Source organism: Streptomyces cyaneus, from assembly GCF_004028635.1.
Taxonomy (GTDB): domain Bacteria; phylum Actinomycetota; class Actinomycetes; order Streptomycetales; family Streptomycetaceae; genus Streptomyces; species Streptomyces cyaneus.
Window position 1 is genome coordinate 36,883 of sequence record NZ_RQJW01000006.1, and the last position, 20,890, is coordinate 57,772.

At 70.7% G+C, this 20,890-nt stretch carries 26 protein-coding genes and 1 pseudogene; 12 read left to right on the top strand and 15 right to left on the bottom strand.

Annotated features, from left to right (window positions below; translation table 11 throughout):
• Nucleotides 1–26: 26 nt before the first annotated feature.
• The 4 genes from EHO50_RS22180 to EHO50_RS22190 all read right to left on the bottom strand — a co-directional run bounded on the left by EHO50_RS22180 (nucleotide 27) and on the right by EHO50_RS22190 (nucleotide 2,686).
• Complete coding sequence (locus EHO50_RS22180; protein WP_128432675.1) at nucleotides 27–857, bottom strand: hypothetical protein; 831 nt, start codon at nucleotides 855–857, stop codon at nucleotides 27–29.
• A 142-nt stretch (nucleotides 858–999) separates the two neighbouring features.
• Nucleotides 1,000–1,755 (bottom strand): tyrosine-protein phosphatase, encoded by a 756-nt coding sequence (locus tag EHO50_RS22185; RefSeq protein ID WP_128432678.1) that lies wholly within the window; start codon nucleotides 1,753–1,755, stop codon nucleotides 1,000–1,002.
• An 11-nt stretch (nucleotides 1,756–1,766) separates the two neighbouring features.
• A complete protein-coding gene (locus EHO50_RS44085) occupies nucleotides 1,767–1,910 on the bottom strand; it encodes a hypothetical protein (RefSeq protein ID WP_164904909.1) in 144 nt (47 codons plus the stop codon).
• The gene (locus tag EHO50_RS22190; protein ID WP_128432681.1) at nucleotides 1,910–2,686 is read right to left on the bottom strand and encodes an SDR family NAD(P)-dependent oxidoreductase; all 777 of its coding nucleotides are present in this window, start codon (nucleotides 2,684–2,686) and stop codon (nucleotides 1,910–1,912) included. Before EHO50_RS22190 ends, EHO50_RS44085 begins: the two co-directional genes overlap by 1 nt.
• A gap of 171 nt (nucleotides 2,687–2,857) precedes the next feature.
• Between EHO50_RS22190 and EHO50_RS22195 the strand changes: the two genes are divergently transcribed.
• A complete protein-coding gene (locus EHO50_RS22195) occupies nucleotides 2,858–3,286 on the top strand; it encodes an ester cyclase (RefSeq protein WP_128432684.1) in 429 nt (142 codons plus the stop codon).
• Nucleotides 3,287–3,306: 20 nt separating this feature from the next.
• Here EHO50_RS22195 and EHO50_RS22200 read toward each other — a convergent pair whose 3' ends face one another.
• The gene (locus tag EHO50_RS22200; protein ID WP_128432687.1) at nucleotides 3,307–3,642 is read right to left on the bottom strand and encodes a YnfA family protein; all 336 of its coding nucleotides are present in this window, start codon (nucleotides 3,640–3,642) and stop codon (nucleotides 3,307–3,309) included.
• A gap of 116 nt (nucleotides 3,643–3,758) precedes the next feature.
• Between EHO50_RS22200 and EHO50_RS22205 the strand changes: the two genes are divergently transcribed.
• Complete coding sequence (locus tag EHO50_RS22205) at nucleotides 3,759–4,247, top strand: hypothetical protein (protein WP_164904912.1); 489 nt, start codon at nucleotides 3,759–3,761, stop codon at nucleotides 4,245–4,247.
• Between the two features lie 25 nt (nucleotides 4,248–4,272).
• On the opposite strand, the gene EHO50_RS22210 is transcribed toward EHO50_RS22205, so the two are convergent.
• Nucleotides 4,273–4,680: a winged helix-turn-helix transcriptional regulator gene (locus EHO50_RS22210; protein WP_128432690.1), complete on the bottom strand. Its 408-nt coding sequence runs from the start codon at nucleotides 4,678–4,680 to the stop codon at nucleotides 4,273–4,275.
• 124 nt (nucleotides 4,681–4,804) lie between these two features.
• On the opposite strand from EHO50_RS22210, the gene EHO50_RS22215 reads away from it, so the two are divergent.
• Complete coding sequence (locus EHO50_RS22215) at nucleotides 4,805–5,695, top strand: NADP-dependent oxidoreductase (RefSeq protein ID WP_128432693.1); 891 nt, start codon at nucleotides 4,805–4,807, stop codon at nucleotides 5,693–5,695.
• On the opposite strand, the gene EHO50_RS22220 is transcribed toward EHO50_RS22215, so the two are convergent.
• Nucleotides 5,685–6,542 carry a DUF6597 domain-containing transcriptional factor gene (locus EHO50_RS22220; protein WP_128432696.1) on the bottom strand — a complete coding sequence of 286 codons (858 nt, stop codon included), beginning with the start codon at nucleotides 6,540–6,542 and terminating at the stop codon, nucleotides 5,685–5,687. The genes EHO50_RS22215 and EHO50_RS22220 overlap by 11 nt on opposite strands.
• Nucleotides 6,543–6,621: 79 nt before the next feature.
• On the opposite strand from EHO50_RS22220, the gene EHO50_RS22225 reads away from it, so the two are divergent.
• From EHO50_RS22225 to EHO50_RS22250, 6 genes and pseudogenes are all read left to right on the top strand, one after another.
• Nucleotides 6,622–7,212, top strand: coding sequence for a TIGR03086 family metal-binding protein (locus tag EHO50_RS22225; RefSeq protein ID WP_128432699.1), 591 nt, complete (start codon nucleotides 6,622–6,624; stop codon nucleotides 7,210–7,212).
• 83 nt (nucleotides 7,213–7,295) lie between these two features.
• Nucleotides 7,296–8,390 carry an LLM class flavin-dependent oxidoreductase gene (locus EHO50_RS22230; RefSeq protein WP_128432702.1) on the top strand — a complete coding sequence of 365 codons (1,095 nt, stop codon included), beginning with the start codon at nucleotides 7,296–7,298 and terminating at the stop codon, nucleotides 8,388–8,390.
• Nucleotides 8,387–8,971, top strand: coding sequence for an FMN reductase (locus EHO50_RS22235; RefSeq protein WP_128432706.1), 585 nt, complete (start codon nucleotides 8,387–8,389; stop codon nucleotides 8,969–8,971). Before EHO50_RS22230 ends, EHO50_RS22235 begins: the two co-directional genes overlap by 4 nt.
• A gap of 73 nt (nucleotides 8,972–9,044) precedes the next feature.
• Nucleotides 9,045–9,770: a response regulator transcription factor gene (locus EHO50_RS22240; protein ID WP_181449676.1), complete on the top strand. Its 726-nt coding sequence runs from the start codon at nucleotides 9,045–9,047 to the stop codon at nucleotides 9,768–9,770.
• Nucleotides 9,771–9,845: 75 nt separating this feature from the next.
• On the top strand, nucleotides 9,846–11,192 hold the full coding sequence (locus EHO50_RS22245) for a HAMP domain-containing sensor histidine kinase (protein ID WP_246101404.1): 1,347 nt from the start codon (nucleotides 9,846–9,848) through the stop codon (nucleotides 11,190–11,192).
• A gap of 103 nt (nucleotides 11,193–11,295) precedes the next feature.
• Nucleotides 11,296–11,742 (top strand): annotated as a pseudogene (locus EHO50_RS22250) (M20/M25/M40 family metallo-hydrolase); the annotation flags it as partial.
• Nucleotides 11,743–11,931: 189 nt separating this feature from the next.
• Here the strand turns inward: EHO50_RS22250 and EHO50_RS22255 are convergent.
• From EHO50_RS22255 to EHO50_RS22270, 4 genes are all read right to left on the bottom strand, one after another.
• Nucleotides 11,932–13,950, bottom strand: a complete 2,019-nt coding sequence (locus tag EHO50_RS22255) for a tetratricopeptide repeat protein (protein ID WP_128432709.1) — start codon at nucleotides 13,948–13,950, stop codon at nucleotides 11,932–11,934.
• Nucleotides 13,951–14,062: 112 nt separating this feature from the next.
• Nucleotides 14,063–14,449 carry a hypothetical protein gene (locus EHO50_RS22260; RefSeq protein ID WP_128432712.1) on the bottom strand — a complete coding sequence of 129 codons (387 nt, stop codon included), beginning with the start codon at nucleotides 14,447–14,449 and terminating at the stop codon, nucleotides 14,063–14,065.
• A 44-nt stretch (nucleotides 14,450–14,493) separates the two neighbouring features.
• Nucleotides 14,494–14,676 (bottom strand): DUF397 domain-containing protein, encoded by a 183-nt coding sequence (locus EHO50_RS22265; protein ID WP_128432715.1) that lies wholly within the window; start codon nucleotides 14,674–14,676, stop codon nucleotides 14,494–14,496.
• A gap of 10 nt (nucleotides 14,677–14,686) precedes the next feature.
• Nucleotides 14,687–15,532 (bottom strand): helix-turn-helix domain-containing protein, encoded by an 846-nt coding sequence (locus EHO50_RS22270; RefSeq protein ID WP_128432718.1) that lies wholly within the window; start codon nucleotides 15,530–15,532, stop codon nucleotides 14,687–14,689.
• A gap of 219 nt (nucleotides 15,533–15,751) precedes the next feature.
• Here EHO50_RS22270 and EHO50_RS22275 point away from each other — a divergent pair, with 219 nt between their 5' ends.
• Nucleotides 15,752–16,183: an ATP-binding protein gene (locus tag EHO50_RS22275; protein WP_128432721.1), complete on the top strand. Its 432-nt coding sequence runs from the start codon at nucleotides 15,752–15,754 to the stop codon at nucleotides 16,181–16,183.
• A gap of 134 nt (nucleotides 16,184–16,317) precedes the next feature.
• Nucleotides 16,318–16,890 (top strand): hypothetical protein, encoded by a 573-nt coding sequence (locus tag EHO50_RS22280; protein ID WP_128432724.1) that lies wholly within the window; start codon nucleotides 16,318–16,320, stop codon nucleotides 16,888–16,890.
• Between the two features lie 90 nt (nucleotides 16,891–16,980).
• Here EHO50_RS22280 and EHO50_RS22285 read toward each other — a convergent pair whose 3' ends face one another.
• Nucleotides 16,981–17,604 (bottom strand): CGNR zinc finger domain-containing protein, encoded by a 624-nt coding sequence (locus tag EHO50_RS22285; RefSeq protein WP_425472246.1) that lies wholly within the window; start codon nucleotides 17,602–17,604, stop codon nucleotides 16,981–16,983.
• Between EHO50_RS22285 and EHO50_RS22290 the strand changes: the two genes are divergently transcribed.
• Entirely contained in the window at nucleotides 17,524–17,931 is a 408-nt protein-coding gene (locus EHO50_RS22290; protein ID WP_281288245.1) for a PaaI family thioesterase, read from the top strand. The genes EHO50_RS22285 and EHO50_RS22290 overlap by 81 nt on opposite strands.
• A 1-nt stretch (nucleotide 17,932) precedes the next feature.
• Here EHO50_RS22290 and EHO50_RS22295 read toward each other — a convergent pair whose 3' ends face one another.
• The 3 genes from EHO50_RS22295 to modA are packed head-to-tail and all read right to left on the bottom strand — an operon-like array spanning nucleotide 17,933 to nucleotide 20,714.
• Nucleotides 17,933–19,063, bottom strand: a complete 1,131-nt coding sequence (locus EHO50_RS22295; RefSeq protein ID WP_246101332.1) for an ABC transporter ATP-binding protein — start codon at nucleotides 19,061–19,063, stop codon at nucleotides 17,933–17,935.
• Entirely contained in the window at nucleotides 19,060–19,881 is an 822-nt protein-coding gene (modB, locus tag EHO50_RS22300; RefSeq protein WP_128432730.1) for a molybdate ABC transporter permease subunit, read from the bottom strand. Before modB ends, EHO50_RS22295 begins: the two co-directional genes overlap by 4 nt.
• The gene (modA, locus tag EHO50_RS22305) at nucleotides 19,878–20,714 is read right to left on the bottom strand and encodes a molybdate ABC transporter substrate-binding protein (RefSeq protein WP_128432732.1); all 837 of its coding nucleotides are present in this window, start codon (nucleotides 20,712–20,714) and stop codon (nucleotides 19,878–19,880) included. Before modA ends, modB begins: the two co-directional genes overlap by 4 nt.
• Nucleotides 20,715–20,890 lie beyond the last annotated feature (176 nt).

Here is a 20,890-nt window from a genome sequence, read left to right on the forward strand (position 1 = left end):
CGGAGCCGGGGACCTCGATCAGTTGGTCACTGGTCGCTGGGCATGGGCACTTGGCCGGTGCGGAGGCGCCAGAGGCGGAGGCTGCAGCTTTGGACGGTCCTGCCGAGCGCTTCGGCAGCTGACATGGCGTTGTTGTGTTCCAGCAGTACTCGGTCTTCCCGCGTCGTCCAGCGCCGGTGGGTCATGACCTTCATGCCTGCGGGGCGGACCCACTTCGCGAGTGAGTCGGCTGCCGTCAGCTTTCGTTGCAGGGACAAGCAGCCGGGGTAGTACAAGTGGGCGGCCAACTCCTGTGCCTGCTCCTTCCAATAGCAGATCGTATAGATGCTGTCGCGTTCGTTGCGTTTGATGTTGCGCTCGGTTCCGGTGATCTCCCTTGCGTAGAAGCACAGATAGGCACCGATCGCCGTGCTTGCAGTGGTCAGGGAGATGAAGGGCAGTCCTGGCTTGGTGAACCCCACCGAACCGTCGGCATCGATGACTCCTCGGACATAGTCGCGGCGCGAAAACTCGACGCGAGGCGGAGCGATCGTCTTCGACTTGCGGCCATAGGGCAGGCCGAGCTCGTTGAGCTTGGTCCTCGCCTCAAGAGAGTGCAGGCTCCAGAGCGCTGAGTGTGCGCTCTCGGCGAAGTTCGTGGCTCGGGTCCGCTCGGTGATGGTGCTGTTGTAGGGCGTCAGCTTCTGGAACCGGCGCAGGAGATCGATGTCTCCCGCGCTGATCTCGACAGTCAACCGCCCTCGCTGTCGGGACTGTTGGGAGAGATGCCCGTCCGCCTGCAAGAAGCCGAACATGTACGCGTACTCGGGGACCCTCAGGTCCATGAACTGGTGGGCGATAGGCTCGCAGTCAGCCATGAGGAAGCTCTTCCTTCCTTGCTGGTCAGGCCCTCGGTCGGGATGCTGCCCGGCCGGGGGCCGTCGATTTGATGTTGTGCCGCGAGCCTAGATCGCCAGTTCAACATCCGTTCGGGTGATCGATGATGTTCACTCTTGTGAGTTATGCGGGTCGCTTCTCAAGAAGGCTTTCGCGGAGGGTCGTTGAGAGTTGCCCCGGATTCAGGGACAGGGCCTCGGAGACGTAGCCCTCTGTTCCGCCGTATTGAGCCGTCAGGGACGACAGGAACAGGCGCATCACTTCCGGCGGCGTCCTGTTGAAGCCCGGCCAGGTCGGCGTGGGGCCGTTGTTGAGGGCCTTCCATTCGGCCAGGAAGGCGGGAGCCGCCCGTTCTGTGAGGGTGAAGTCCTCGATGATGGTCTCGTCGGGGACGCCCAGGAGGCCCAGGATCAGTGCCGCCAGCAGGCCCGTGCGGTCCTTGCCCTTCGCGCAGTGGAAGACCAGGGGAGTGTCCGACTCCGCTGCTTTCGCCACCAGCTCCAGCGCGCTGCGGATCTCTGCCGTGCCGTCCTGCGCCACCTCCAGGTAGCGCTCGGCGAGGTAGGGGCCGGGGGCCACGTCGGCGGTCAGGGTCGCCTGGTTGTACGGGCGGTGCTCGATGCTGAGGTTGTGGTACGTGAACGACGGGTGGTCCGGGATGCGGCCCCTGTTCTCGATCTCCCACGGGTAGCGCAGGTCGATCACCGTGCGGATGCCCAGGGAGAGGAAGCGGGACCAGTCCGGGGTGTCTTCCGCCAGCTTGCCGAGGGAGTCCGTGCGGTAGAGGCGGGAAGGGCGGACGCGGTGGCCGTCCGCCGTCGTGTAGCCGCCCAGGTCACGGAAGTTGTGCAGTGCGTCGAAGCGTATGTGTCTGTCCACGCTGCGTGACCCTACTTCGGCGCGTGTGTCACCGCGTAGATCATGACGAACGCCACGATGTGGATGCCGAAGAGGAAGTAGCCGAGCCACCACCACATCTGGCGTTCGTTGTGCGGGCCGTCGTCCTTCGGCTTCTCCTTGCCGCCGTCCGCCACTACAGCTCCCTGTGGACCTTCGTGTTGGACGCCTGGGCGCGGGGGCGGACGACCAGGAGGTCGATGTTGACGTGGCTGGGGCGGGTGACCGTCCAGGTGATGGTGTCGGCGACGTCGTCGGCGGTCAGGGGGTCGGCCACGCCCTGGTAGACCTTCGCCGCCTTCTCCTCGTCGCCGGCGAAGCGGGTCAGGGCGAACTCGTCCGTCTTGACCATGCCGGGCGCGATCTCGATGACGCGGACCGGGCGGCCGACGATCTCCAGACGGAGTGTCTCGGCGAGGACGTGGGCGCCGTGCTTGGCGGCGACGTAGCCCGCGCCGCCCTCGTACGTGCCGTGGCCGGCCGTGGAGGAGACGACGACGATGGTGCCGTCGCCGCTCGCCTCCAGCTTCGGGAGCAGGGCCTGGGTGAGGTTCAGGGTGCCGATGACGTTCGTCTCGTACATCGTGCGCCACTCGGCGGGGTCGCCGGTGGCGACCGGGTCGGCGCCGAGTGCACCGCCCGCGTTGTTGACGAGGACGCCGATCGCCTTGAAGGCCGTCGCGAACTCGTCGACTGCGGCGCGGTCCGTCACGTCCAGCTGGTAGGCCGCCGCCGAGTGGCCGGCCGCGTTGATCTCCTCCGCCAGCGCCTCGATGCGGTCCTTGCGGCGGGCGGTCAGGACGACCCGGTAGCCGGCCGCGGCGAGCTGTCGTGCCGTGGCGGCGCCGATTCCGCTGCTCGCACCGGTGATGACGGCGATGCGGGAGGCGGCGGACGGTGCGGCGGTGGGCATGGCTGCTCCTCTGGCATGTCGGGCACGGTCGAAAGCCTGTCCGGCCAGGATAGGCGGGCGGCGCGTCCGGGCGGTTCGTGATCTCGCTCTGCGGTCGGCCTCTGCGATCGGCCCGTCCGGGGCAGCGGTGGGAGAATGAGGTGGGTGATCCTCCACCACGGGAGGTGGAACATGGGACAGGCACGTGAGGTCATGGACCGGCTGACCGAGGCGATCACCACGGCGGACCCCAAAACCATCGCCGAGCTCTACGCGCAGGACGCGGTCGCCGTCACCCCCGACGGCGGTGAGCTCCACGGGCGCGACGACATCACCGCGTACTGGCGCCAGATGACGGAGATGGTCCCCGAGGGCACGTACGAGTCGGTGCACTCGTACGAGATCGGCAACACGGCCATCGACGAGGGGATCTTCAGCGGACGGAACACCGGGCCGATCCAGTTGCCCACCGGGGAGACGCTGCCCCCGACGCAGAAGGAGATCAGGATCCGCGGGGTGGATCTCGCCACCGTCGACGACAGCGGCCACATCGTCGACTACCGGCTCTACTTCGACGAGATGGAGTTCCTGGGGCAGCTGGGGCTGCTGCCGCCCACCTGACCCTCGACCGACCCTCGACTTCAGCTGCCTCGCGGCGCGTACATGATCACCGCCATGCCCGCGAGGCAGATCAGCGCGCCCGTGACGTCCCAGCGGTCCGGGCGGTAGCCGTCCGCGACCATGCCCCAGGCCAGCGAGCCGGCGACGAAGACACCGCCGTACGCGGCGAGGATGCGCCCGAAGTTGGCGTCGGGCTGGAGCGTGGCGACGAAGCCGTACGCGCCGAGGGCCATGACGCCCGCGCCGATCCACAGCCAGCCGCGGTGCTCGCGCACGCCCTGCCAGACCAGCCAGGCCCCGCCGATCTCGAAGAGGGCGGCGACGACGAAGAGGGCGGCGGAGCGCAGGACGAGCATGCAGGCAGCTTGTCATGGGGCTCCCGGGCGAACGCGCGTCACCTGTTGGACGGCGCCTGTCGGCCGCTCCACGTGGGATACATCCGTCGACCACGGTGGAGTGAGGAGCGGGCGGTATGCGGCGGATGCGGGTTGCTGGGGTGTGCGGTGCGGCCGTCGTGGCCGCGGTCGGTGGGGTGGCTCCGTATGCCGCCGCGGTGGATGGCGGGGCGGTGGGACGTCCGGAGGCCGGTTTCGCGTATCACGGTTCCGCCGCCCTGTCCGGCGGCCAGGTCCACGTACGGTTCACGCCGCACAACCACGGGCCGAGCGCCCTGCCGGCCTCGGCGGTACGGCTGCGCTGGTCGGAGCCGCTGGCGGACCGGCAGGAGCTGCCGGACGGGTGTGGGCGGGCGGGGGAGCGGATGGTGATGTGCCGGGTCGGGGCGCTGGGCACGGTCGGGGCGGGGAAGCAGATCGCCCTGCGGGTGGGGCTGCGGGGTACGCCGTCGGAGGTGCTGCTGGAGTTCGGCACGGTGCGCAGCGGTGGGGCGCCGGACGATGACCGGGAGAAGCGCCGGCAGCGGGTGCTGGTGCTGGACACGGGGGACACGTACTACTTTTAACGCCCGTCTGCCTGCCCGGGGCCGACTAGTCGTCGCGGTTCTCGGTGTCGTAGCGCTCGCGGGCCTCGTGGACCTCGTCGAAGTGGGTCTCCGCCCAGTCCTTCACCGCGGTCAGCAGCAGGGCGAGGTTGTGGCCCAGGGCGGTGAGTTCGTAGTCGACGCGGACCGGGACGGACGGGGTGACGGTGCGGGTGAGCAGGCCGTCGCGTTCCAGTGAGCGCAGCGTCTGGGTCAGCATCTTGGGGCTGACGCCGGCGATCTTGCGGCCGAGGTCGCTGTAGCGCAGGGGGCCGGGGGCGAGGGCGGAGACGACGAGGCTGACCCACTTGTCGCTGATGCGGTCCAGGAGCTGGTTGGTGGGGCAGCTCTTGAGGAACGCGTCGTACTCGATACGGGCCTGTTCGCGGCGCTGGGCCGCCGTCGTGGTGGCCATGGCTCACCTCCGGGGTACGTACGCACTCTCAGGTAACTACTTACTAGAAGATAGTAGCTCTTCCTAGGGTTGTCGCAACGGACGGGAGAACATCCCAAACGCCGACAAATCAAGGAGAGCTGCTGTGCGTGCTGTTGTGGTGAACGCGTTCGGTGGGCCGGAGGTCGTGGAGGTCGTGGAGACCGAGCTGCCGGAGCCCGGTGCGCGGGAGGTGCGGATCAAGGTCGCGGCGGCCGCGTTGAATCCCGTGGACGCGGAGGTGCGGGCCGGGGTCTTCGGGGGCGCGGGAAAGCGGATCGGGCTCGGGTGGGACGTGGCCGGAACCGTGGACGCGGTGGGTGTGGCCGCTGCCTGGAATGTCGGGGACGAGGTGGTGGCGCTCGACTACGGCATGTTCGAACCGCTCGGCACCCACGCCGAGTACGTGGTCGTCCCCACGGATGCCGTAGCCAAGGCGCCGGTCACCGTGGACGCCGTCCACGCGGCGACGCTGCCGCTGAACGCGCTGACCGCCGAACAGGCCCTGGATCTGCTGGAGGTGACGCCGGGCCAGTCGCTGCTGGTGACGGGCGCGGCGGGCGCGGTCGGTGGTTACGCCGTCCAGATCGCCGCCCACCGGGGGATATCGGTCACCGCGCTGGCCCGGGAGGCGGACGAGGAGCTCGTACGGTCCCTGGGGGCGGCCCGATTCGCTGCCGGTGCCGTCGAGGCGGGCGGCTTCGACGCCGTGCTGGACGCCGCGGTCCTCGGCGAGGTGGCGCTGGAGTGGGTGCGGGACGGGGGCCGGTACATCGGCGTCATCCCGCAGGCGGAGCCCGCGTCGGTGCGCGGGGTACGGACCGGGGCGGTCGAGGTGAGCGCCGACGGGGCGCAGCTGGCGGAGCTGGTGCGGCTGCTGGACGACGGGGTGCTGACGACACGGGTGGCCGAGACGTTCGCGCTGGACGATGCCGCGAAGGCGCATGCGCGGCTGGACGAGGGCGGAGTGCGGGGGCGGTTGGTGCTCATCCCGTAGCGGTGTCGCCGGGGGCGCCGCCGGACCGCGCGTCCGCCGCGTACGCCGTCGGCGGCACCCCCACCGTCGCCGTGAAGTCCCGTACCAGATGGGCCTGGTCGGCGTAGCCGAGCTCGGTGGCGAGGGTGGCCCAGTCGACGTCGGTGCGGGTGCCGGCGCGGTCCAGGGCCTCGTGGATGCGGTAGCGGAGGATCACCCACTTCGGGCTGACCCCGACGTAGGTCGAGAAGAGCCGTTGCAGCGCCCGCACCGACAGGCCCTGTGCCCGGGCGAAGTCGCCGACGCGGCGGACCGTGCGGTCGGCGCGGATGCGCTGGACGAGGCCCATGGCCAGGTCGGCCTGGGGGTCCGGGGTGCAGGGGAGGGAGTGGAGAAAGGCGTCGAGGGCGGCCACCCGGGCCTCGTCGTCGGCGGGGGTGATGATCGCGTGGGCGGCGTCGCCCGTCGCCTGTGGGAACACCTCCTGGGCGGGCAGCGCTCGGCCCGTCCACCGGGACACCGGTGCCTCGGGGGCGTACGGCCGGAAGCCGCCGGGACGGAACTTCACCCCGCAGACCCGGCCCCGGCCGGTCAGCTTCCGGGAGTACAGGCCGAGCGCGACGCCGGTGACCTCGGCGTACGGCGGCGCGTCCGTCTCGTCGTGCTCGTCCCACTGGAAGGTGAGGTTGACGGCCGGGTGCGGAACGATGTGGGAGGCGTAGGGCGCGGGCAGGTCCCAGTCGATCAGCCAGTACCACTCGACGTACCGGCGCAACGGCTCGGCGGGCTCGTGGCGGCGGAACCGTACGTGGTTGAGCAGCCCGGACGGGTCGACGATCCCGCGGGTGTCGTGGCGGGGTGCCTCCATGGCCGGATCGTACGTCGCGGTGGGGCGAGCGTCGCGTTTCTTCAAGAAGGGCGGCCCCGGACGTCCCTACGGTCGAGTCATGGACACGAACGAGGTGAAGACCTACGGCATCGGTGAGCTGCTGGCCATGGCGCGCGAGCGGGCGGTTCCGGTGGTGCGGGGCATTCCCGACGCGGCGCTCGCCGCTCCCACGCCCTGCGCCGAGTACGACGTGAAGGCCCTGCTCAATCATCTCTTCCAGGTGATCGTGCAGTTCCAGCGGCTGGCCGCGAAGGAGGCGTCGGACTTCGGTGAGACTCCCGACCGGGTCGCCGAGGGTCCCGAGTGGCGTGAGGCGCTCGTGGACGAGGCGGACCGGCTGGTGGCGGCGTGGTCCGCGCCCGGCGCCGAGGAGGGGACGACCGGCGGGATGAACATGCCCGCGAGGTTGGTCGGCTCGATGGCGCTGCTCGATCTGACGGTGCACGTGTGGGATCTGGCGCGGGCGACGGGCCAGGACTACCCGGGTGCCGACGAAGCGGTCGTGGCGGAGCTGGCCGGCGCGGTGGGCGAGCTGGCGCCGACGGCCAGGAAGATGGGGGTGTTCGGGGAGCCGGTGCCGGAGGCCGAGGGAGCGTCGGCGTTCGAGCGGCTGCTCGCGCGGACCGGCAGGGATCCGTACTGGCAATAGCCCCGGGGGCTGGGAATAGTCCCCGGCCCGTCTCCGTTCTCCGGGTGTAGTTGAACGGTCAACAACCTGGAGGGTGAGCGACCATGCAGTTCGGGATCTTCAGTGTCGGCGACGTCACGCCGGACCCCACCACGGGCCGTACGCCGACCGAGCGCGACCGCATCAAGGCGATGGTCGCCATCGCGCTGAAGGCCGAGGAGGTCGGGCTCGACGTCTTCGCGACCGGGGAGCACCACAACCCGCCGTTCGTGCCGTCGTCGCCGACCACGATGCTCGGCTACGTCGCGGCGCGCACCGAGCGGCTGATCCTCTCCACCGCCACCACCCTCATCACCACCAACGACCCGGTGAAGATCGCCGAGGACTTCGCGATGCTCCAGCACCTGGCCGACGGCCGGGTGGACCTGATGATGGGCCGCGGCAACACGGGCCCGGTCTACCCCTGGTTCGGCCAGGACATCCGGCAGGGCATCAACCTCGCCATCGAGAACTACGCCCTGCTGCACCGGCTGTGGCGCGAGGACGTCGTGAACTGGGAGGGCAAGTTCCGTACGCCCCTCCAGGGCTTCACCTCCACGCCCCGGCCGCTGGACGGCGTACCGCCGTTCGTCTGGCACGGCTCGATCCGCTCGCCGGAGATCGCCGAGCAGGCCGCGTACTACGGCGACGGCTTCTTCCACAACAACATCTTCTGGCCGGCCGACCACACCAAGCGGATGGTCGAGCTGTACCGGACGCGCTACGCCCACTACGGGCACGGCACGCCCGAGCAGGCGATCGTGGGGCTGGGCGGGCACGTCTTCATGCGCCGCAACTCCCAGGACGCGGTGCGCGAGTTCCGGCCGTACTTCGACGTCGCGCCGGTGTACGGACACGGGCCGTCCCTGGAGGACTTCACCGCCCAGACGCCGCTGACCGTCGGAACGCCGGAGCAGGTCGTCGAGAAGACCCTCGCCTTCCGCGAGTACGCGGGCGACTACCAGCGCCAGCTGTTCCTCGTCGATCACGCGGGGCTGCCGCTGAAGACCGTCCTGGAGCAGATCGAGATGCTCGGGGAGGAGGTCGTGCCGGTGCTGCGCAAGGAGTTCGCGTCCGGGCGGCCGGCCGAGGTGCCGGATGCGCCTACGCACGCTTCCCTGCTGGCCGAGAAGGGGTCGGAAGAGGTGACCGTCGCATGAAGCTCGTCGTCGTGTCAGCGGGGCTGAGCGTTCCGTCGTCCACGCGGTTGCTGGGTGACCGGCTGGCGGCGGCGGTCGGCAGGCAGGTCGACGTGGACGTCGAGGTCGTCGAGCTGCGCGACCTCGCGGTGGAGATCGCGCACAACCTCACCAACGGCTTTCCGGGCCGGAAGCTGGCCGCCGCCCTCGATGCGGTGACCTCGGCCGACGGCCTGATCGTCGTCACGCCCGTCTTCTCGGCGTCGTACAGCGGGCTGTTCAAGTCGTTCTTCGACGTGATCGACAAGGACGCGCTGGCGGGCATGCCGGTGCTGATCGCCGCGACCGGCGGTACGGCCCGGCACTCGCTGGTGCTGGAGCACGCGCTGCGGCCGCTCTTCGCGTATCTGCGGGCCGTGGTCGTGCCGACCGGGGTCTACGCGGCCTCGGAGGACTGGGGCGCCGCGGGGCTGGACGGGCGGATCGAACGGGCTGCGGGGGAGCTGGTGGGGCTGATGGCCGGACGACCTGCGAAGAAGGGTGCGGAGCCTGAGGTGGTGCCGTTCGAGGAGCAGCTGGCGGCACTGCGACCGGCTGGGTGAGAGGCCAGTAAGAAGGCACCCGGTGAGCCGCTCATCACGTCGTACGACCGCGATGGCTTGGCAGTATGAACCCGTGCCCCAGACTGTGCTGCTCGCCGAAGACGACCGCGCCATCCGCAACGCCCTGGAGCGGGCGCTGACCCTGGAGGGCTACCAGGTCACCGCGGTCGCCGACGGGGTCGAGGCGCTGGCGCAGGCCCATCGCACGCCGCCGGACGTGCTCGTGCTGGACGTGATGATGCCCGGCATCGACGGGCTGCAGGTCTGCCGGGTGCTGCGCGCCGAGGGCGACCGCACCCCGATCCTGATGCTGACGGCGCTCGTGGAGACCCAGGACCGCATCGCCGGCCTGGACGCGGGCGCCGACGACTACGTGGTGAAGCCCTTCGACGTCGAGGAGGTCTTCGCCCGGCTGCGCGCGCTGCTGCGCCGTACCAGTGAGGCGAACGGCGCCCCCGTCGACGTACCGAAGCAGCCGCAGGCCCCCGAGCCGTCCGGCCGGCTGATCGAGGCGGCCGGGCTGCGGATGGACCCGCAGGCGCGGCGGGCGTGGCGGGGCGCGCGGGAGCTGGAGCTGACGCGGACCGAGTTCGAGCTGCTCGAGCTGCTGGTGCGCAACGCCGGCATCGTCCTCGACCACTCCACCATCTACGACCGCATCTGGGGCTACGACTTCGGCCCCGGCTCCAAGAACCTCGCCGTCTACGTCGGCTATCTGCGCCGCAAGCTCGACGAGCCGGGCGTGCCGCAGCTGATCCACACGGTGCGCGGCGTGGGTTACGTGCTGCGGGAGGACTGAGTGGGCCCGGCCCGCCGTCGGCTCCGGCGGCTGCTGACGGGGCGGCGCAGATCGGGACTCGGCACCACCTTCGCCATGTCCTTCGCGGCCGTGACCGCCGCGGTCACCGTCCTGGTGGGGCTGCTGTCGTACGGCGCCGCCGCCCGGCTGGTGCGGGTGGACCAGGAGTCGGTGTTCGACGAGGTCGTGCAGGATCTGCGGGGCGAGGTACGGCAGCGGCCGATGACGCCCGAGGACTTCTCCTCCTCCGCGCCGGGCCACGATCTCGTACGGCCCGCCCGTACGGATGTGCAGGTGCTCGGCTCGGACGGCGCCGTCGTCGACCCGGGCCGTCCGGGGCTGCCGGTCACGGCCGCCGACCGGCGGATCGCGGCCGACAGGACGGCCGGGCGGATGGTCCAGTACCGGGACGTCGGCGTCGGCAGCGACGTCTACCGCGTCGCCACCGTCGCGCTCGGCGGCGGGCGGGGCGCGGTACAGGTGGCCCAGGAGTTCAGCGACACGGAGGATCTGCTGCGGGCACTGCAGCAACGGACACTGCTGCTGATGGCGGCGGTGGTCACCCTCGCGGGACTCTTCGGCTGGTGGCTGGCCCGGCGCATCACGCGCCGTCTGGTCGTCCTCACCGCCGCCGCCGAGGACGTCGCCCGCACCCGGCGGCTCGGCATCCAGGTGCCGGTCACCGGATACGACGAGGTCGGCCGCCTGGGCCGCGCCTTCGACCGCATGCTGGGCCGGCTGGCCCAGTCGGAGGAGGACCAGCGACGCCTGGTGCAGGACGCGGGCCACGAACTCCGCACCCCGCTCACCTCCCTGCGGACGAACATCTCCCTGCTGCGCCGCATCGACGAGCTGCCGCCCGCCACACGCGACGAGCTGGTGGCCGACCTGGGCCAGGAGGCGCGCGAACTCACCGACCTGGTCAACGAGTTGGTCGACCTGGCGGCCGGGCAGTCCGACACCGAGCCGGTCCAGCGGGTGGACCTCGCCGACATCGCCGAGGAGGTCGCAGGGCTCGCCCGGCGGCGCACGGGACGGCGGATCACGGTCCGAGCGAGCGGCGACACGACGACGGACGGTCGGCCGGGGATGCTCCAGCGCGCGGTGACCAACCTCGTCGAGAACGCGGCGAAGTTCGACCGCGAGGGCACGGCACCGATCGAGATCAACCTCGCCGGGCCCGCCCGTCCCGGGACGGTGCGCGTCGAGGTCCTCGACCGGGGGCCGGGCATCGCCGAGGACGACCTGATCCGGGTCTTCGACCGCTTCTACCGCGCCGCCGACGCGCGATCGCTGCCCGGGTCGGGGCTCGGGCTGTCGATCGTGCGGGAGGTGGCGCTGTCGCACGGGGGAGCGCCGTTCGCCTTCCGGCGGGAGGGGGGCGGGACGGTGATCGGGTTCACGGTGGGCGGGTCCGCCTGAGAGGCTTCCCGCCGGACCCCTGTCGTGTGGCCCTGAGGGCGACTGGGGGCGACTGGGGACAACCGGGGGCGACTGGGGAGGGAGCGTCATCGTGCTGAACGACGTGGAGGCGGCCGTCCTGGCGGAGATCGACGAGGCCGCGATCGGACGGACGCTGCTGGAACTGATCGCCGTGCCCAGCGTCACCGGGAGCGCTGCCGAGTCGGAGCTCCAGCATCTGCTGGCGGGCCGGCTGGAGCGGCTCGGGCTGGATGTCGACCTTTGGTCGATGGACCTGGAGGCGTTGCGCGCGCATCCCGACTTCCCGGGGACGGAGGCGGAACGGGAGGAGGCCTGGGGCCTGGCCGCGGTGACATCGGACGGCGGAGACGGGCCTACGTTCGTCATGCAGGGCCATGTGGACGTCGTACCGCCGGGTGATGTGGCTGCGTGGGACGGCGATCCGTTCGTGCCGAGGGTGACCGGGGACGTCGTGCACGGGCGCGGTGCCTGTGACATGAAGGCCGGCCTGGTGGCCCACCTCGCCGCGCTCACGGCGATACGGGCGGCCAGTGATCTGCGGTTGTACGCCGGGGCGGGGATCCCGACGTTGCAGTTCGGGCCGGGGGATATTCGGGTGGCGCACAGTGCGGGGGAGCGGGTGTCGGTGGGGGAAGTGGTGGGGGTGGCGCGGGTGTTGGCGGTGACTGCGTTGCGGGCGGTGGGGACGCAATAAGCGAAGGGGATTGCGGGCCGGCCGCTACGCGCCGCGCGAGGCGTCCAGACTCGCACGTACCGCTTCTGTCATGGGGTGGCCGTACCCGAGAACGCGTTCGCTGTCGGCGAGGTTCTTTTCGTACAGCGGGATGGCCCGCGCCAGGTCTCCCGCTGCCACGTACGCGCTTGCCAGGTTGTTCTGGGATGCCAGCGTGTTTGGGTGGTCCTCACCGAGTACCCGAGACCGGTCGGCGAGGTTCTTCTCGTGCAGCGGGATGGCTCGCGCCAGGTCCCCAGCCAACCGATACGTACTCGCCAGGTTGTTCTGGGAGGTCAGCGTGTGGGGGTGGTCCTCACCGAGCACCCGAACCAGGTCGGCGAGGTTCTTCTCGTGTAGCGGGATGGCCCGCGCCAAGTCCCCCGCCGATCCGTACGCGTAGGCCAGGTTGTTCCGGGATGCCAGCGTGGCGGGGTGGTCCTCACCGAGTACCCGAGACCGGTCGGCGAGGTTCTTTTCGTACAGCCGGGTGGCCCGCGTTAGGTCTCCCACTGCCTCGTACGCGCCCGCCAGGTTGTTCCTACAGATCAGCGTGTCGGGATCGTCTTCGCCGAGCAGTTGGAGGCTTGCGGCGAGGTTCTTCTCATACAGCGGGATGGCTCGCGTTAGGTCTCCTACCGCCTCGTACGCACCCGCCAGGTTGTTCCGGGAGGCCAACGAGCCGTGGTGCTCCTCACCGAGCACCCGCTGGTCGATGGCATGAGCCCGGAGGAAATACTTGATGGCGGACTGTACTGCGCCTTGGTCCTCTAGGTATGCAGCGGTTCGATCCAGCAAATACGATATGGCGAGCGCGTCCTGCTCGGGCGGGCTGTGCTTGGCAAGGGCATCGACGTGCGGCAGCAGCAGTTGGCACTGGGGCCAGTACTCGGGCAATGCGGCATCGGCGGGGAACGCGTTAGCGAGAATGCTCGTGGCCTCCTGTCGGCCATGCGCGATGTCGGCATCGCGGCGATGGGGATCGTCGTCCTGGGAAGTGCGGGCGAGGGCCTGCACGAGCCGGTGGACCGCGAGGGTGCCGTCGGCGTTCTCCGTGATCATGCTGTACGCCGCCAGCCGCCCGACCGCCGCCGCGAGCACGGGCGGTGGGGCGAGGCCGTCGAGCAAGGTGCGCGGGATGTGGTCGGGGGCGTACCAGGCCAGGATCCGCAGCACATCTCCGGTGAGGGGCATGTCCGCAAGGCGGTCCAGGGTGATGCGCCAGATCCGCGCCACCGTCCGCCCGGCGTCCGTACCCGAGGGACCGAGTGCGTACGTCTCGGCCGGCCACTGGCGCAGCATGTCCAGATAGGCGCGGGGCGTGGTGCCGCTCTCGTGGCAGAACGCGGCGGCTTGCTCCACGGCGAGCGCCAAGTGCCCCAGCTCGTCGCACACGTCACGCGCGCCGTCGGTCTCCCTCGGCCCGCCGTGAGTGAGGATGCGGGTGAACAGCTCGACCGACTCCTCCGGGTCGAACACGTCCAGACGGAGCGTGGTCGTCAACCGGTGCCAACCCGTCGCCCGGCGCGTCGTGACCAGGATGCGGCCCTGACCGGGGACCCGGTCCAGCAGCGGACCGATGTGGTCGGGCTGGTCGACGTTGTCCAGCACCAGCATCCAGTCGCCGTGACCGGCCAGCCACGCCAGCGCCCGCTCCTTCTGCAACTCCACCGGCAACCCGGCCAGCCCCGGCTGCAGCGCGCACGCCAGTTCAGCGAGACCGGCGTCCACGGCTGCAGGGCTGTCGGCGGTGATCCACCACCGCAACCGAGCCGTGGCCCGGTGTGCGGCCCAGCGGGCGGCCAGAGTGGACTTGCCCACCCCGCCCAGGCCGCTCACCGCCCGCAACACCACCCCGCCCGGAGCGGCGAGCGCCGCGTCCAGCTGATCAAGCGCGGCGTCCCGGCCGACGAACAGCTCTGTCAGGGGGATGTTCGACACCCCGCCGGCCACGGCATCGTCAGGGATCGGACCGTACGCCTCCGCGGGCAGCGCCTGCTCGGCATGCACCGCCACCGAGTTCACGACATCGCGCCCTGCTGCATTGGAGCCCGAAGAAGCCGACACCGCGGGCGCCATGGCCGGTTCGCTCGGCACGTCTCTGCCGGGCTGGCTCTTGGGTTTCCTCATCGCTGAATCACTGACCGTGCCGCGCCGTCGACCCGTCGATGTCCCCACCAGCTGCGTTCGATCCGCCAGTCGCCCGGATCCCCGGTCCGCTGTTCGGCGATGTGCCCGCGCCCGGCGCCGTGTCTCGCGCCCGGGCGTTGCGAATGCTGCCGCGCGCCGCGTTCGAGCCCGCCTCAGCCTGCACCGGCTCGGGCGAGGGCGCGCTCGCCGCCCCGACCCTGAGCTGCCACAGCCCGACCCCCAACGCCGCGATCCCGGCCACCGAGCCGATCACCCCCGCGGCCTGACTCGACCGTTCCAGATCCGCCGTCGACACCCACACCAGCAGCACGACCGCCGCGACGGCGCCCACCGCGGCCAACGTCCACCAAAGAGCCCTCTGCCAGCCAGCCATGAGGACATCTTGGCCCTGCTCGCAAGATCAAGCTGACGCTTCCCTCAATCTGCCTTCAGGACGGTGATCAGGGCGTGGAGGGCGGTGGGGGTGGGGGCGAGGGTGGTGGTGGGGTCGTCGCTTTCGCGGAGGTGGAGGGTGGTGGGGGTTGAGGCTATCTCCAGGCAGTCGTTGTCGGAGTCGCCTGCGGAGTACGACGACTTCTGCCAGCGGAGGGGTTGGGACACCGGGGGCCTCTCACAATTCCTGGGCAATACGGCGGATGAGGTCGAGGGAAGCGTCCTGTGGGAGCGCGGCGTTGTCAACGCGTTCGAGTTTGGCCCGATAGCGGTGCAGTTGAGCGGGCGCGTCGATGAATTCGGCACCGTGCGGCGTATCGATCTGCACGGTGTCCAGTTGGGCGACGACTCCGCCGACGTACTGCATGGCCAGGCCCGCACCCGCGAAGCCCTCGCTGGTGAAGGGGATGACACGAAGGGTGACGGATTCCCTCTCGGATGCCTGGAGGAGATGCTCGAGCTGAGCACGGGCGACCTTGGAGCCGCCGACGCGCATTCGTAGTGCGGCCTCGTGGATGACCACGTCGTACGGCGTCCCGGAATCAAGCACCTGCTGGCGCTGCATGCGGAAGCTGACGCGAGCCTCACGGACGTCTTCCGGAGTGCCCGGCTCGACGAAGACCAGGGCAGCGCGTACGTGTTCCTCGGTCTGGAGAACCCCCGGAATGTGCACGACCTGGAACGTGCGGACGTACGACGCGTGGTGCTCCAGTTCGGCCAGATCGAGTGCCTTGGGTGCCAGAACGCTGCGGTACTCCTCCCACCAGCCCTTGTCCCGCTCGTTCGCCACCTCCACCAGCGCATCGACGAGTTGGTTGTCGTCGCAGGCGTAGTGCTCGGCGAGCCTGCGCAGCCGCTCCTCGCTGATGCCGTGCTTCCCCGACTCGATGTTGCTGATCTGGGCCTGGCTCGTGCCCAACCAGGCGGCGACATCCCGTGAGACCAACCCTGCGGCCTCGCGCAACCTGCGCAGTTCCGCGCCAAGTCGCGCCTGACGTGTGGTGGGCGTGACCCTGGGCGGCATGCCGTCCTCCTCAATTCCGGTGACGCAGTTGCGCCGTTGCAAATATACCGAGTACCTTCGTGCCGTACTCACGGAGAGTGCCCAACTGGCTACTCATCCGCAACTCCCGCACGCCCGCGCCCCGTTGGAAGCGCCACCCCGACCATCGACACCGGGGCGCCGGACAGCAACGTGACCGAGCGTGCCAACCACCCCTCACCTCAACGGAGTTGATCCCCCATGCCCTCATACACCCTCGTCTGCCCACCCCTTGAAACCTCCCCTCGTATCGCCCGCGACTTCGTCGCCTCCGTCCTCCGTGAACTGCGACTCGACACCGAACTCGTCGACGACGCCACCCTGTGTACCTCCGAACTCGTCACCAACGCCTGCGTGCATGCCAAGGGCGGCGACGGTGCCGCGCTGTGGCTGGGCGTGGAGGCGGGGCGGGTGCGTGTCGTCGTGTACGACAAGGACGAAAATCCGCCGGTGCCCCGGGAGTTGACCCCGCAGGAGTGGGAGACGGGCGGCCGGGGCCTGTATCTCGTGGACGCTCTCACGCACGGACAGTGGGGCCACGGCCCCGCCGTGCCGCACGGCAAGGCCGTCTGGTTCGACCTCGTCCTGGAAGGTCCCTGCGTCAAGGGTCTCGCGCTGATCGACGGGGCGTGACTCGGGTGCGCGCGAACCCATGCGCGACACTCGCGCGCGTGGCTTACTGTGCGTGATCGATTACGGACTGTTTGGATGGCGCCGAGCGGCGTCGCCCCGGGCGCCCTCTCTCGGATCAAGGAGAGAAGTGCAGCATGAAGATCACGAAGGTTCTGCCCGCGGGAGTGTCCCTGACGTCGGCCGCCCTCCTCACTGCCCTCACCGCCCTCACCGCCCTCGCCGTCCCCGCCGTCGCGCAGGAGTCCCCCGGCTCGACGGCGACCCGCTCCGGCGGCACCGTCCATGTCCAGGCCCGCGACAACGTGGTGAACGGCATCAGGGTCGGCATCGACCTCCGCAACGGGCACCTGATCGTCGAGGATGACGCGGGCATCGCCGCGGGCCGGGGCTGTATGCCGATGCCCGGCACCGACGGCACCGCCGTCGACTGCGGCCCCGCCACCGGAATGGGCGGCGTCACGCGCATCAACGCCACCCTGGGCAACTTCGGCGACAGCTTCTTCTCCACGGCGCCCATCAACACCTCCGTCGATGCAGGGCGAGGCGGCGACTTCGTGCGGACCGGCGCCGGCAACGACTCGATCAACCTGCGCGACGGCGTGCGCGGCAACGACTCGGTGACCTGCGACAGCGGAGGCAGCGACCAGGTGGTCGGCGAGGCCGGCGACACCATCACCCCGGACTGCGAGCGTCAGGGGCGGTTCTAGGCGGCAGCGGCTTTCACCTTCTCGCGCCCTCTTGCACCTTCTCGCGCCTTCTCGGCTCGCTCGGCGCCCACGCCCGGGTGGTGCGTGCCGTCAGTCCGTCGGGGACTGCGTGCGCCGGGCGTAGGCGCGGGCCGCGCGGGCGCGGTCGCCGCAGCGGGTGCTGCACCAGTGGCGGCGGCCGTGCCGGAGCAGGTAGCGGTTGCAGGGCGGGGAGCCGCAGGCCGTGAGGCGTTCGGCGTCGGGCGAGGTGAGCAGGTCGGCGGCGTCGGCGGCGAGGGTCGCCAGGGCGTGGTCGACGATCTCGGTGGTGGGGTGCGAGGCCGCGCGATAGGGGCCGTTCTTCTCGTCCCACTGCAGGAGCGGGGCCGTGGGAACCCTGGTCAGCGCGTCGTTCACGGCGGCCAGGGCCGCGGGGAGAGCGGGCAGCGCCTCGACCCGCGAGGCGAACAACGCCCGGATCTGCTCCCGCAGGGAGCGCAGCTGCGCGGCGCACATGTCCCGCATGCCGGCGTCGACCGGAGCGAGGCCACGGTCGGTGAGCCACCGGTTCGCCTCGGCCGGGGTGCCGATGAGGTCGACGAACTGCCCACCCGGCACCGCGATGACGCTGTTGACGAGAGCGAGCGACGGGTACTGCTCCGCACCCGGGGCGGGCGGCAGCGGGGGCTCGGCGGTCGCTGTCTCCTTGGCCGCGGTCTCCTTCACGGCTCTCACGATACGGCCCGCCCGCCCGGCTACGGCCACGGCGGCATGAGCGCCATGCTCCTGGACGAACTCATGGGCCGCGGCTGCGCAGCGGCCGGCATGGCCGGCCTGACCGTCTCTCTGCAGATGCGCTACCACCGCCCGGTCCCGCTGGAGACACCCCTGCGGGTCCTCGCCCGCGTCACCGGCACGGACGACCGCAAGATCTTCGTGGGCGGGTCGATCACCACCCGGACGGACCCGGACGCACCCCTCGTCACGGCCGACGGGGTCTTCGTCACCCCCGACCCCGACCGCGCCCGCGCCCTGTTCCCGGGGCTGCGTCCGCAGGGGTGAGTCAGGCGGGGTACGCGTGTGTCTGGGCCGCCTTGACCGTGGCCCAGACCGCGGCACCCGGACGGAGGTCGAGTTCGGCGGCGGCGACCGTGGTCAGGTCGGCGGCCAGGGGGAGTTCGCCGGTGAGGGCGGCGCGGATCTGGTCGCCGTGGGTTTCCAGGCCGGCCACCTCGCAGCGCCAGAGGTTGCGGGCGCTGGAGCCGGTGGGGCGGTCGCGGTGGAGGGTGACCGCGCTGGGCGGGAAGGCCACGAAGGCCGGGCCGGTGAGAGCCTCCGTGGTCGTGATCGTGACCGACGAGGTGTCGTCCACGCGGACGGTGTGCCCCTCGGCCTGCCCCCGGTAGAGGTTGAGGCCGACCAGGTGGGCGATGTAGTCGGTGCGCGGATGGCGGGCGATGTCGGCGGGGGTGCCCTCCTGGACGATGCGGCCGTCCTCGATGACGACGAGGTGGTCGGCCAGGACCATGGCGTCGAGGGGGTCGTGGGTGACGAGTACGGCGACGGCCTCGAAGTCGGCCAGGTGGTGGCGGAGTTGGGCGCGTACGTCGAGGCGGGTGCGGGCGTCGAGGGCGGCGAGCGGCTCGTCGAGGAGGAGCAGGCGGGGGTGGGTGGCCAGGGCGCGGGCGAGGGCTACGCGTTGCGCCTGGCCGCCGGAGAGGCGGCGAGGTTTGGCGCCCGCGTGGGCGGCGAGGTCCATGCGCTCCAGCCACTCGGCGGCCTGGGCGCGGGCCTGAGCCTTGGTGGCGCCGTGGCAGCGCGGCCCGAAGGCCACGTTGTCCAGCGCGGTGAGGTGAGGGAAGAGCAGGTAGTCCTGGAAGACGACCCCGACCGGGCGGGACTCCGGCGGCGTACGGTCCAACTCCGTGCCGTCCAGCCGCAGATGACCGTCGGTGAGCGGGACGAGCCCGGCCAGGGCGCGCAGGGCGGTGGTCTTGCCGGCGCCGTTGGGGCCGAGGAGCGCGACCACGTCACCGGGGGCCGCGGTCAGCGCCACGTCCAGGCGGAAGGAGCCGCGCTCGACCACCAGCCGGGCGTCGAGTCCTTCACGACGGGCGTCAGTTCCCTCATGCGCGGGGCTGGGGGCGCCGATGGCGGACTGCCTGACCTTCGGGTTCTTCTCGATGTCGGTCATGAGGGGGTCATCCAGCGGTCACGCAGTCCCGCCAGGACCGCGATGGACACGGCCAGCAGGACGAGGCTGAGGGCGATCGCGGCCTCCGGGTCGCTCTGCAACGCCAGGTAGACGGCGAGCGGCATGGTCTGCGTACGCCCGGGGAAGTTGCCGGCGAAGGTGATGGTCGCGCCGAACTCGCCGAGCGCCCGTGCCCAGGCCAGCACGGCACCGGCCGCGATGCCGGGCGCGATGAGCGGCAGCGTGACCCGGCGGAACGCGGTGAAGCGGGAGGCGCCCAGCGTGGTCGCGGCCTCCTCGTAGCGCGGGTCGGCGGCGCGCAGGGTGCCCTCCACGCTGATCACGAGGAACGGCATGGCGACGAACGCCTCCGCGACGACGACCCCGGCGGTGGTGAAGGGCAGGGTGATCCCGAACCAGGAGTCCAGCCACTGGCCAACGACGCCGTTGCGGCCCAGCGCCATCAGCAGCGCCACACCGCCCACCACCGGCGGCAGGACGAGCGGAAGGGTGACGAGGGCCCGTACGAGACCACGCCCCGGGAACTCGACCCGGGCCAGCAGCCAGGCCAACGGCACCCCGATGACCAGGCTGACCGCTGTCGCCGCGGTCGCGCAGACCAGCGAGAGCTGGAGAGCCTGCCACACCTCCGTGCTGGTCAGCAGGTCGGGCATGCTCCGCCAGGGGGCCCGGATCAGCAGCGCGACGAGCGGGAGGACCAGGAACGCCAGGCCGATCAGCGCGGGCAGGAGGAGCGGCAGCGGTGCGCCCCCGCGAGCCCCGCGACTCCCCTGGCCCCCACGCCAGGAGGACGTCATGGCTTGAGGAACCCGGCCGCGTTCAGGACCTTCTGCCCCTCGGTGGACTGCACGAGCGCGATGAACGCCTTGGCGGCCTCGGCGTTCGGCGCGTCCTTGAGCACGGTGATCGGGTAGTCGTTGATGGCGTCGGCCGCCTCGGGGAACTCCACGCCCTCCACCTTGTCACCCGCGGCCTGCACATCGGTCTTGTAGACGACCGCGGCGTCGGCCTCCTTCAGCACCACCTTGTTCAGGGCGGCCTTGACGTCTTCCTCGTAGGAGACCGGGGTGAGCTTCAGCTTGCCGGCGTCCAGGGCCTTCTGGGCGGCGGCGCCGCACGGCACCGCCTTGTCGCACAGCACGACCTTCAGGCCGGACTTGGTGAGGTCCTTCAGCGAGGCGACCTTGTCGGGGTTGCCCGGCAGGGTGGCGATCTCCAGCTGGTTGCGCACGAAGGTGGCGGGCGTGCCGGAGGCGTCCCCGGCGTCGGTGACGATCTTCATCGTCTTGGGGCTGGCCGAGGCGAACACGTCCGCCGGGGCACCGCCGGTGATGCTCGCGGCGAGCGCGTCGCTGCCGCCGAAGCTGAAGGTCACCTTGGTGCCGGGGTGGGCCTTCTCGAACGCCTTGCCCAGCGTCTCGAAGCTCTCCTTCAGCGAGGCCGCGGCGAAGACGGTCACGTCGCCGGAGAGCTTGCCCGAGGCGGAGGCCGACGCCGGGGCGTCCGACTTGGCCGACGTGGAGTCGTCCGAGGAGGAGCAGGCGCTCAGGGCCAGCAGGGCCGCGGCGCCTGCGCCGGTCACCTGCAGCGTCCGACGGGTCCGACGGGTCCGACGCACGGAACGGGTCATCACGGGGCCACTCCCTCTGATCCTGACCGGACTCGACTACGGAGCCGGTAGGTGCGTATGCGCAGATGATACTGCCGCAAGTGCGAGGGGAAAGTCGCCTGTCTCATCGCATGAGCTGGGCCTTCTGTTCACTGGCATGGCATGTGCGTTTGTACAGGACGGGTCGTCCGGCCCGA

What these genes read in the sequence shown, in the direction of transcription:
- EHO50_RS22245 (WP_246101404.1), top strand. Translation starts at nt 9,846, where the DNA reads ATGTCCTTCGCGGCCGTGACCGCCGCGGTCACCGTCCTGGTGGGGCTG.
- EHO50_RS22260 (WP_128432712.1), bottom strand. Translation starts at nt 14,449, where the DNA reads ATGGCTGGCTGGCAGAGGGCTCTTTGGTGGACGTTGGCCGCGGTGGGC.
- EHO50_RS22270 (WP_128432718.1), bottom strand. Translation starts at nt 15,532, where the DNA reads ATGCCGCCCAGGGTCACGCCCACCACACGTCAGGCGCGACTTGGCGCG.
- modB (WP_128432730.1), bottom strand. Translation starts at nt 19,881, where the DNA reads ATGACGTCCTCCTGGCGTGGGGGCCAGGGGAGTCGCGGGGCTCGCGGG.
- EHO50_RS22220 (WP_128432696.1), bottom strand. Translation starts at nt 6,542, where the DNA reads ATGGAGGCACCCCGCCACGACACCCGCGGGATCGTCGACCCGTCCGGG.
- EHO50_RS22230 (WP_128432702.1), top strand. Translation starts at nt 7,296, where the DNA reads ATGCAGTTCGGGATCTTCAGTGTCGGCGACGTCACGCCGGACCCCACC.
- EHO50_RS22235 (WP_128432706.1), top strand. Translation starts at nt 8,387, where the DNA reads ATGAAGCTCGTCGTCGTGTCAGCGGGGCTGAGCGTTCCGTCGTCCACG.
- EHO50_RS22210 (WP_128432690.1), bottom strand. Translation starts at nt 4,680, where the DNA reads ATGGCCACCACGACGGCGGCCCAGCGCCGCGAACAGGCCCGTATCGAG.
- EHO50_RS22200 (WP_128432687.1), bottom strand. Translation starts at nt 3,642, where the DNA reads ATGCTCGTCCTGCGCTCCGCCGCCCTCTTCGTCGTCGCCGCCCTCTTC.
- modA (WP_128432732.1), bottom strand. Translation starts at nt 20,714, where the DNA reads ATGACCCGTTCCGTGCGTCGGACCCGTCGGACCCGTCGGACGCTGCAG.
- EHO50_RS22295 (WP_246101332.1), bottom strand. Translation starts at nt 19,063, where the DNA reads ATGACCGACATCGAGAAGAACCCGAAGGTCAGGCAGTCCGCCATCGGC.
- EHO50_RS22180 (WP_128432675.1), bottom strand. Translation starts at nt 857, where the DNA reads ATGGCTGACTGCGAGCCTATCGCCCACCAGTTCATGGACCTGAGGGTC.
- EHO50_RS22275 (WP_128432721.1), top strand. Translation starts at nt 15,752, where the DNA reads ATGCCCTCATACACCCTCGTCTGCCCACCCCTTGAAACCTCCCCTCGT.
- EHO50_RS22280 (WP_128432724.1), top strand. Translation starts at nt 16,318, where the DNA reads ATGAAGATCACGAAGGTTCTGCCCGCGGGAGTGTCCCTGACGTCGGCC.
- EHO50_RS22225 (WP_128432699.1), top strand. Translation starts at nt 6,622, where the DNA reads ATGGACACGAACGAGGTGAAGACCTACGGCATCGGTGAGCTGCTGGCC.
- EHO50_RS22190 (WP_128432681.1), bottom strand. Translation starts at nt 2,686, where the DNA reads ATGCCCACCGCCGCACCGTCCGCCGCCTCCCGCATCGCCGTCATCACC.
- EHO50_RS22205 (WP_164904912.1), top strand. Translation starts at nt 3,759, where the DNA reads ATGCGGCGGATGCGGGTTGCTGGGGTGTGCGGTGCGGCCGTCGTGGCC.
- EHO50_RS22195 (WP_128432684.1), top strand. Translation starts at nt 2,858, where the DNA reads ATGGGACAGGCACGTGAGGTCATGGACCGGCTGACCGAGGCGATCACC.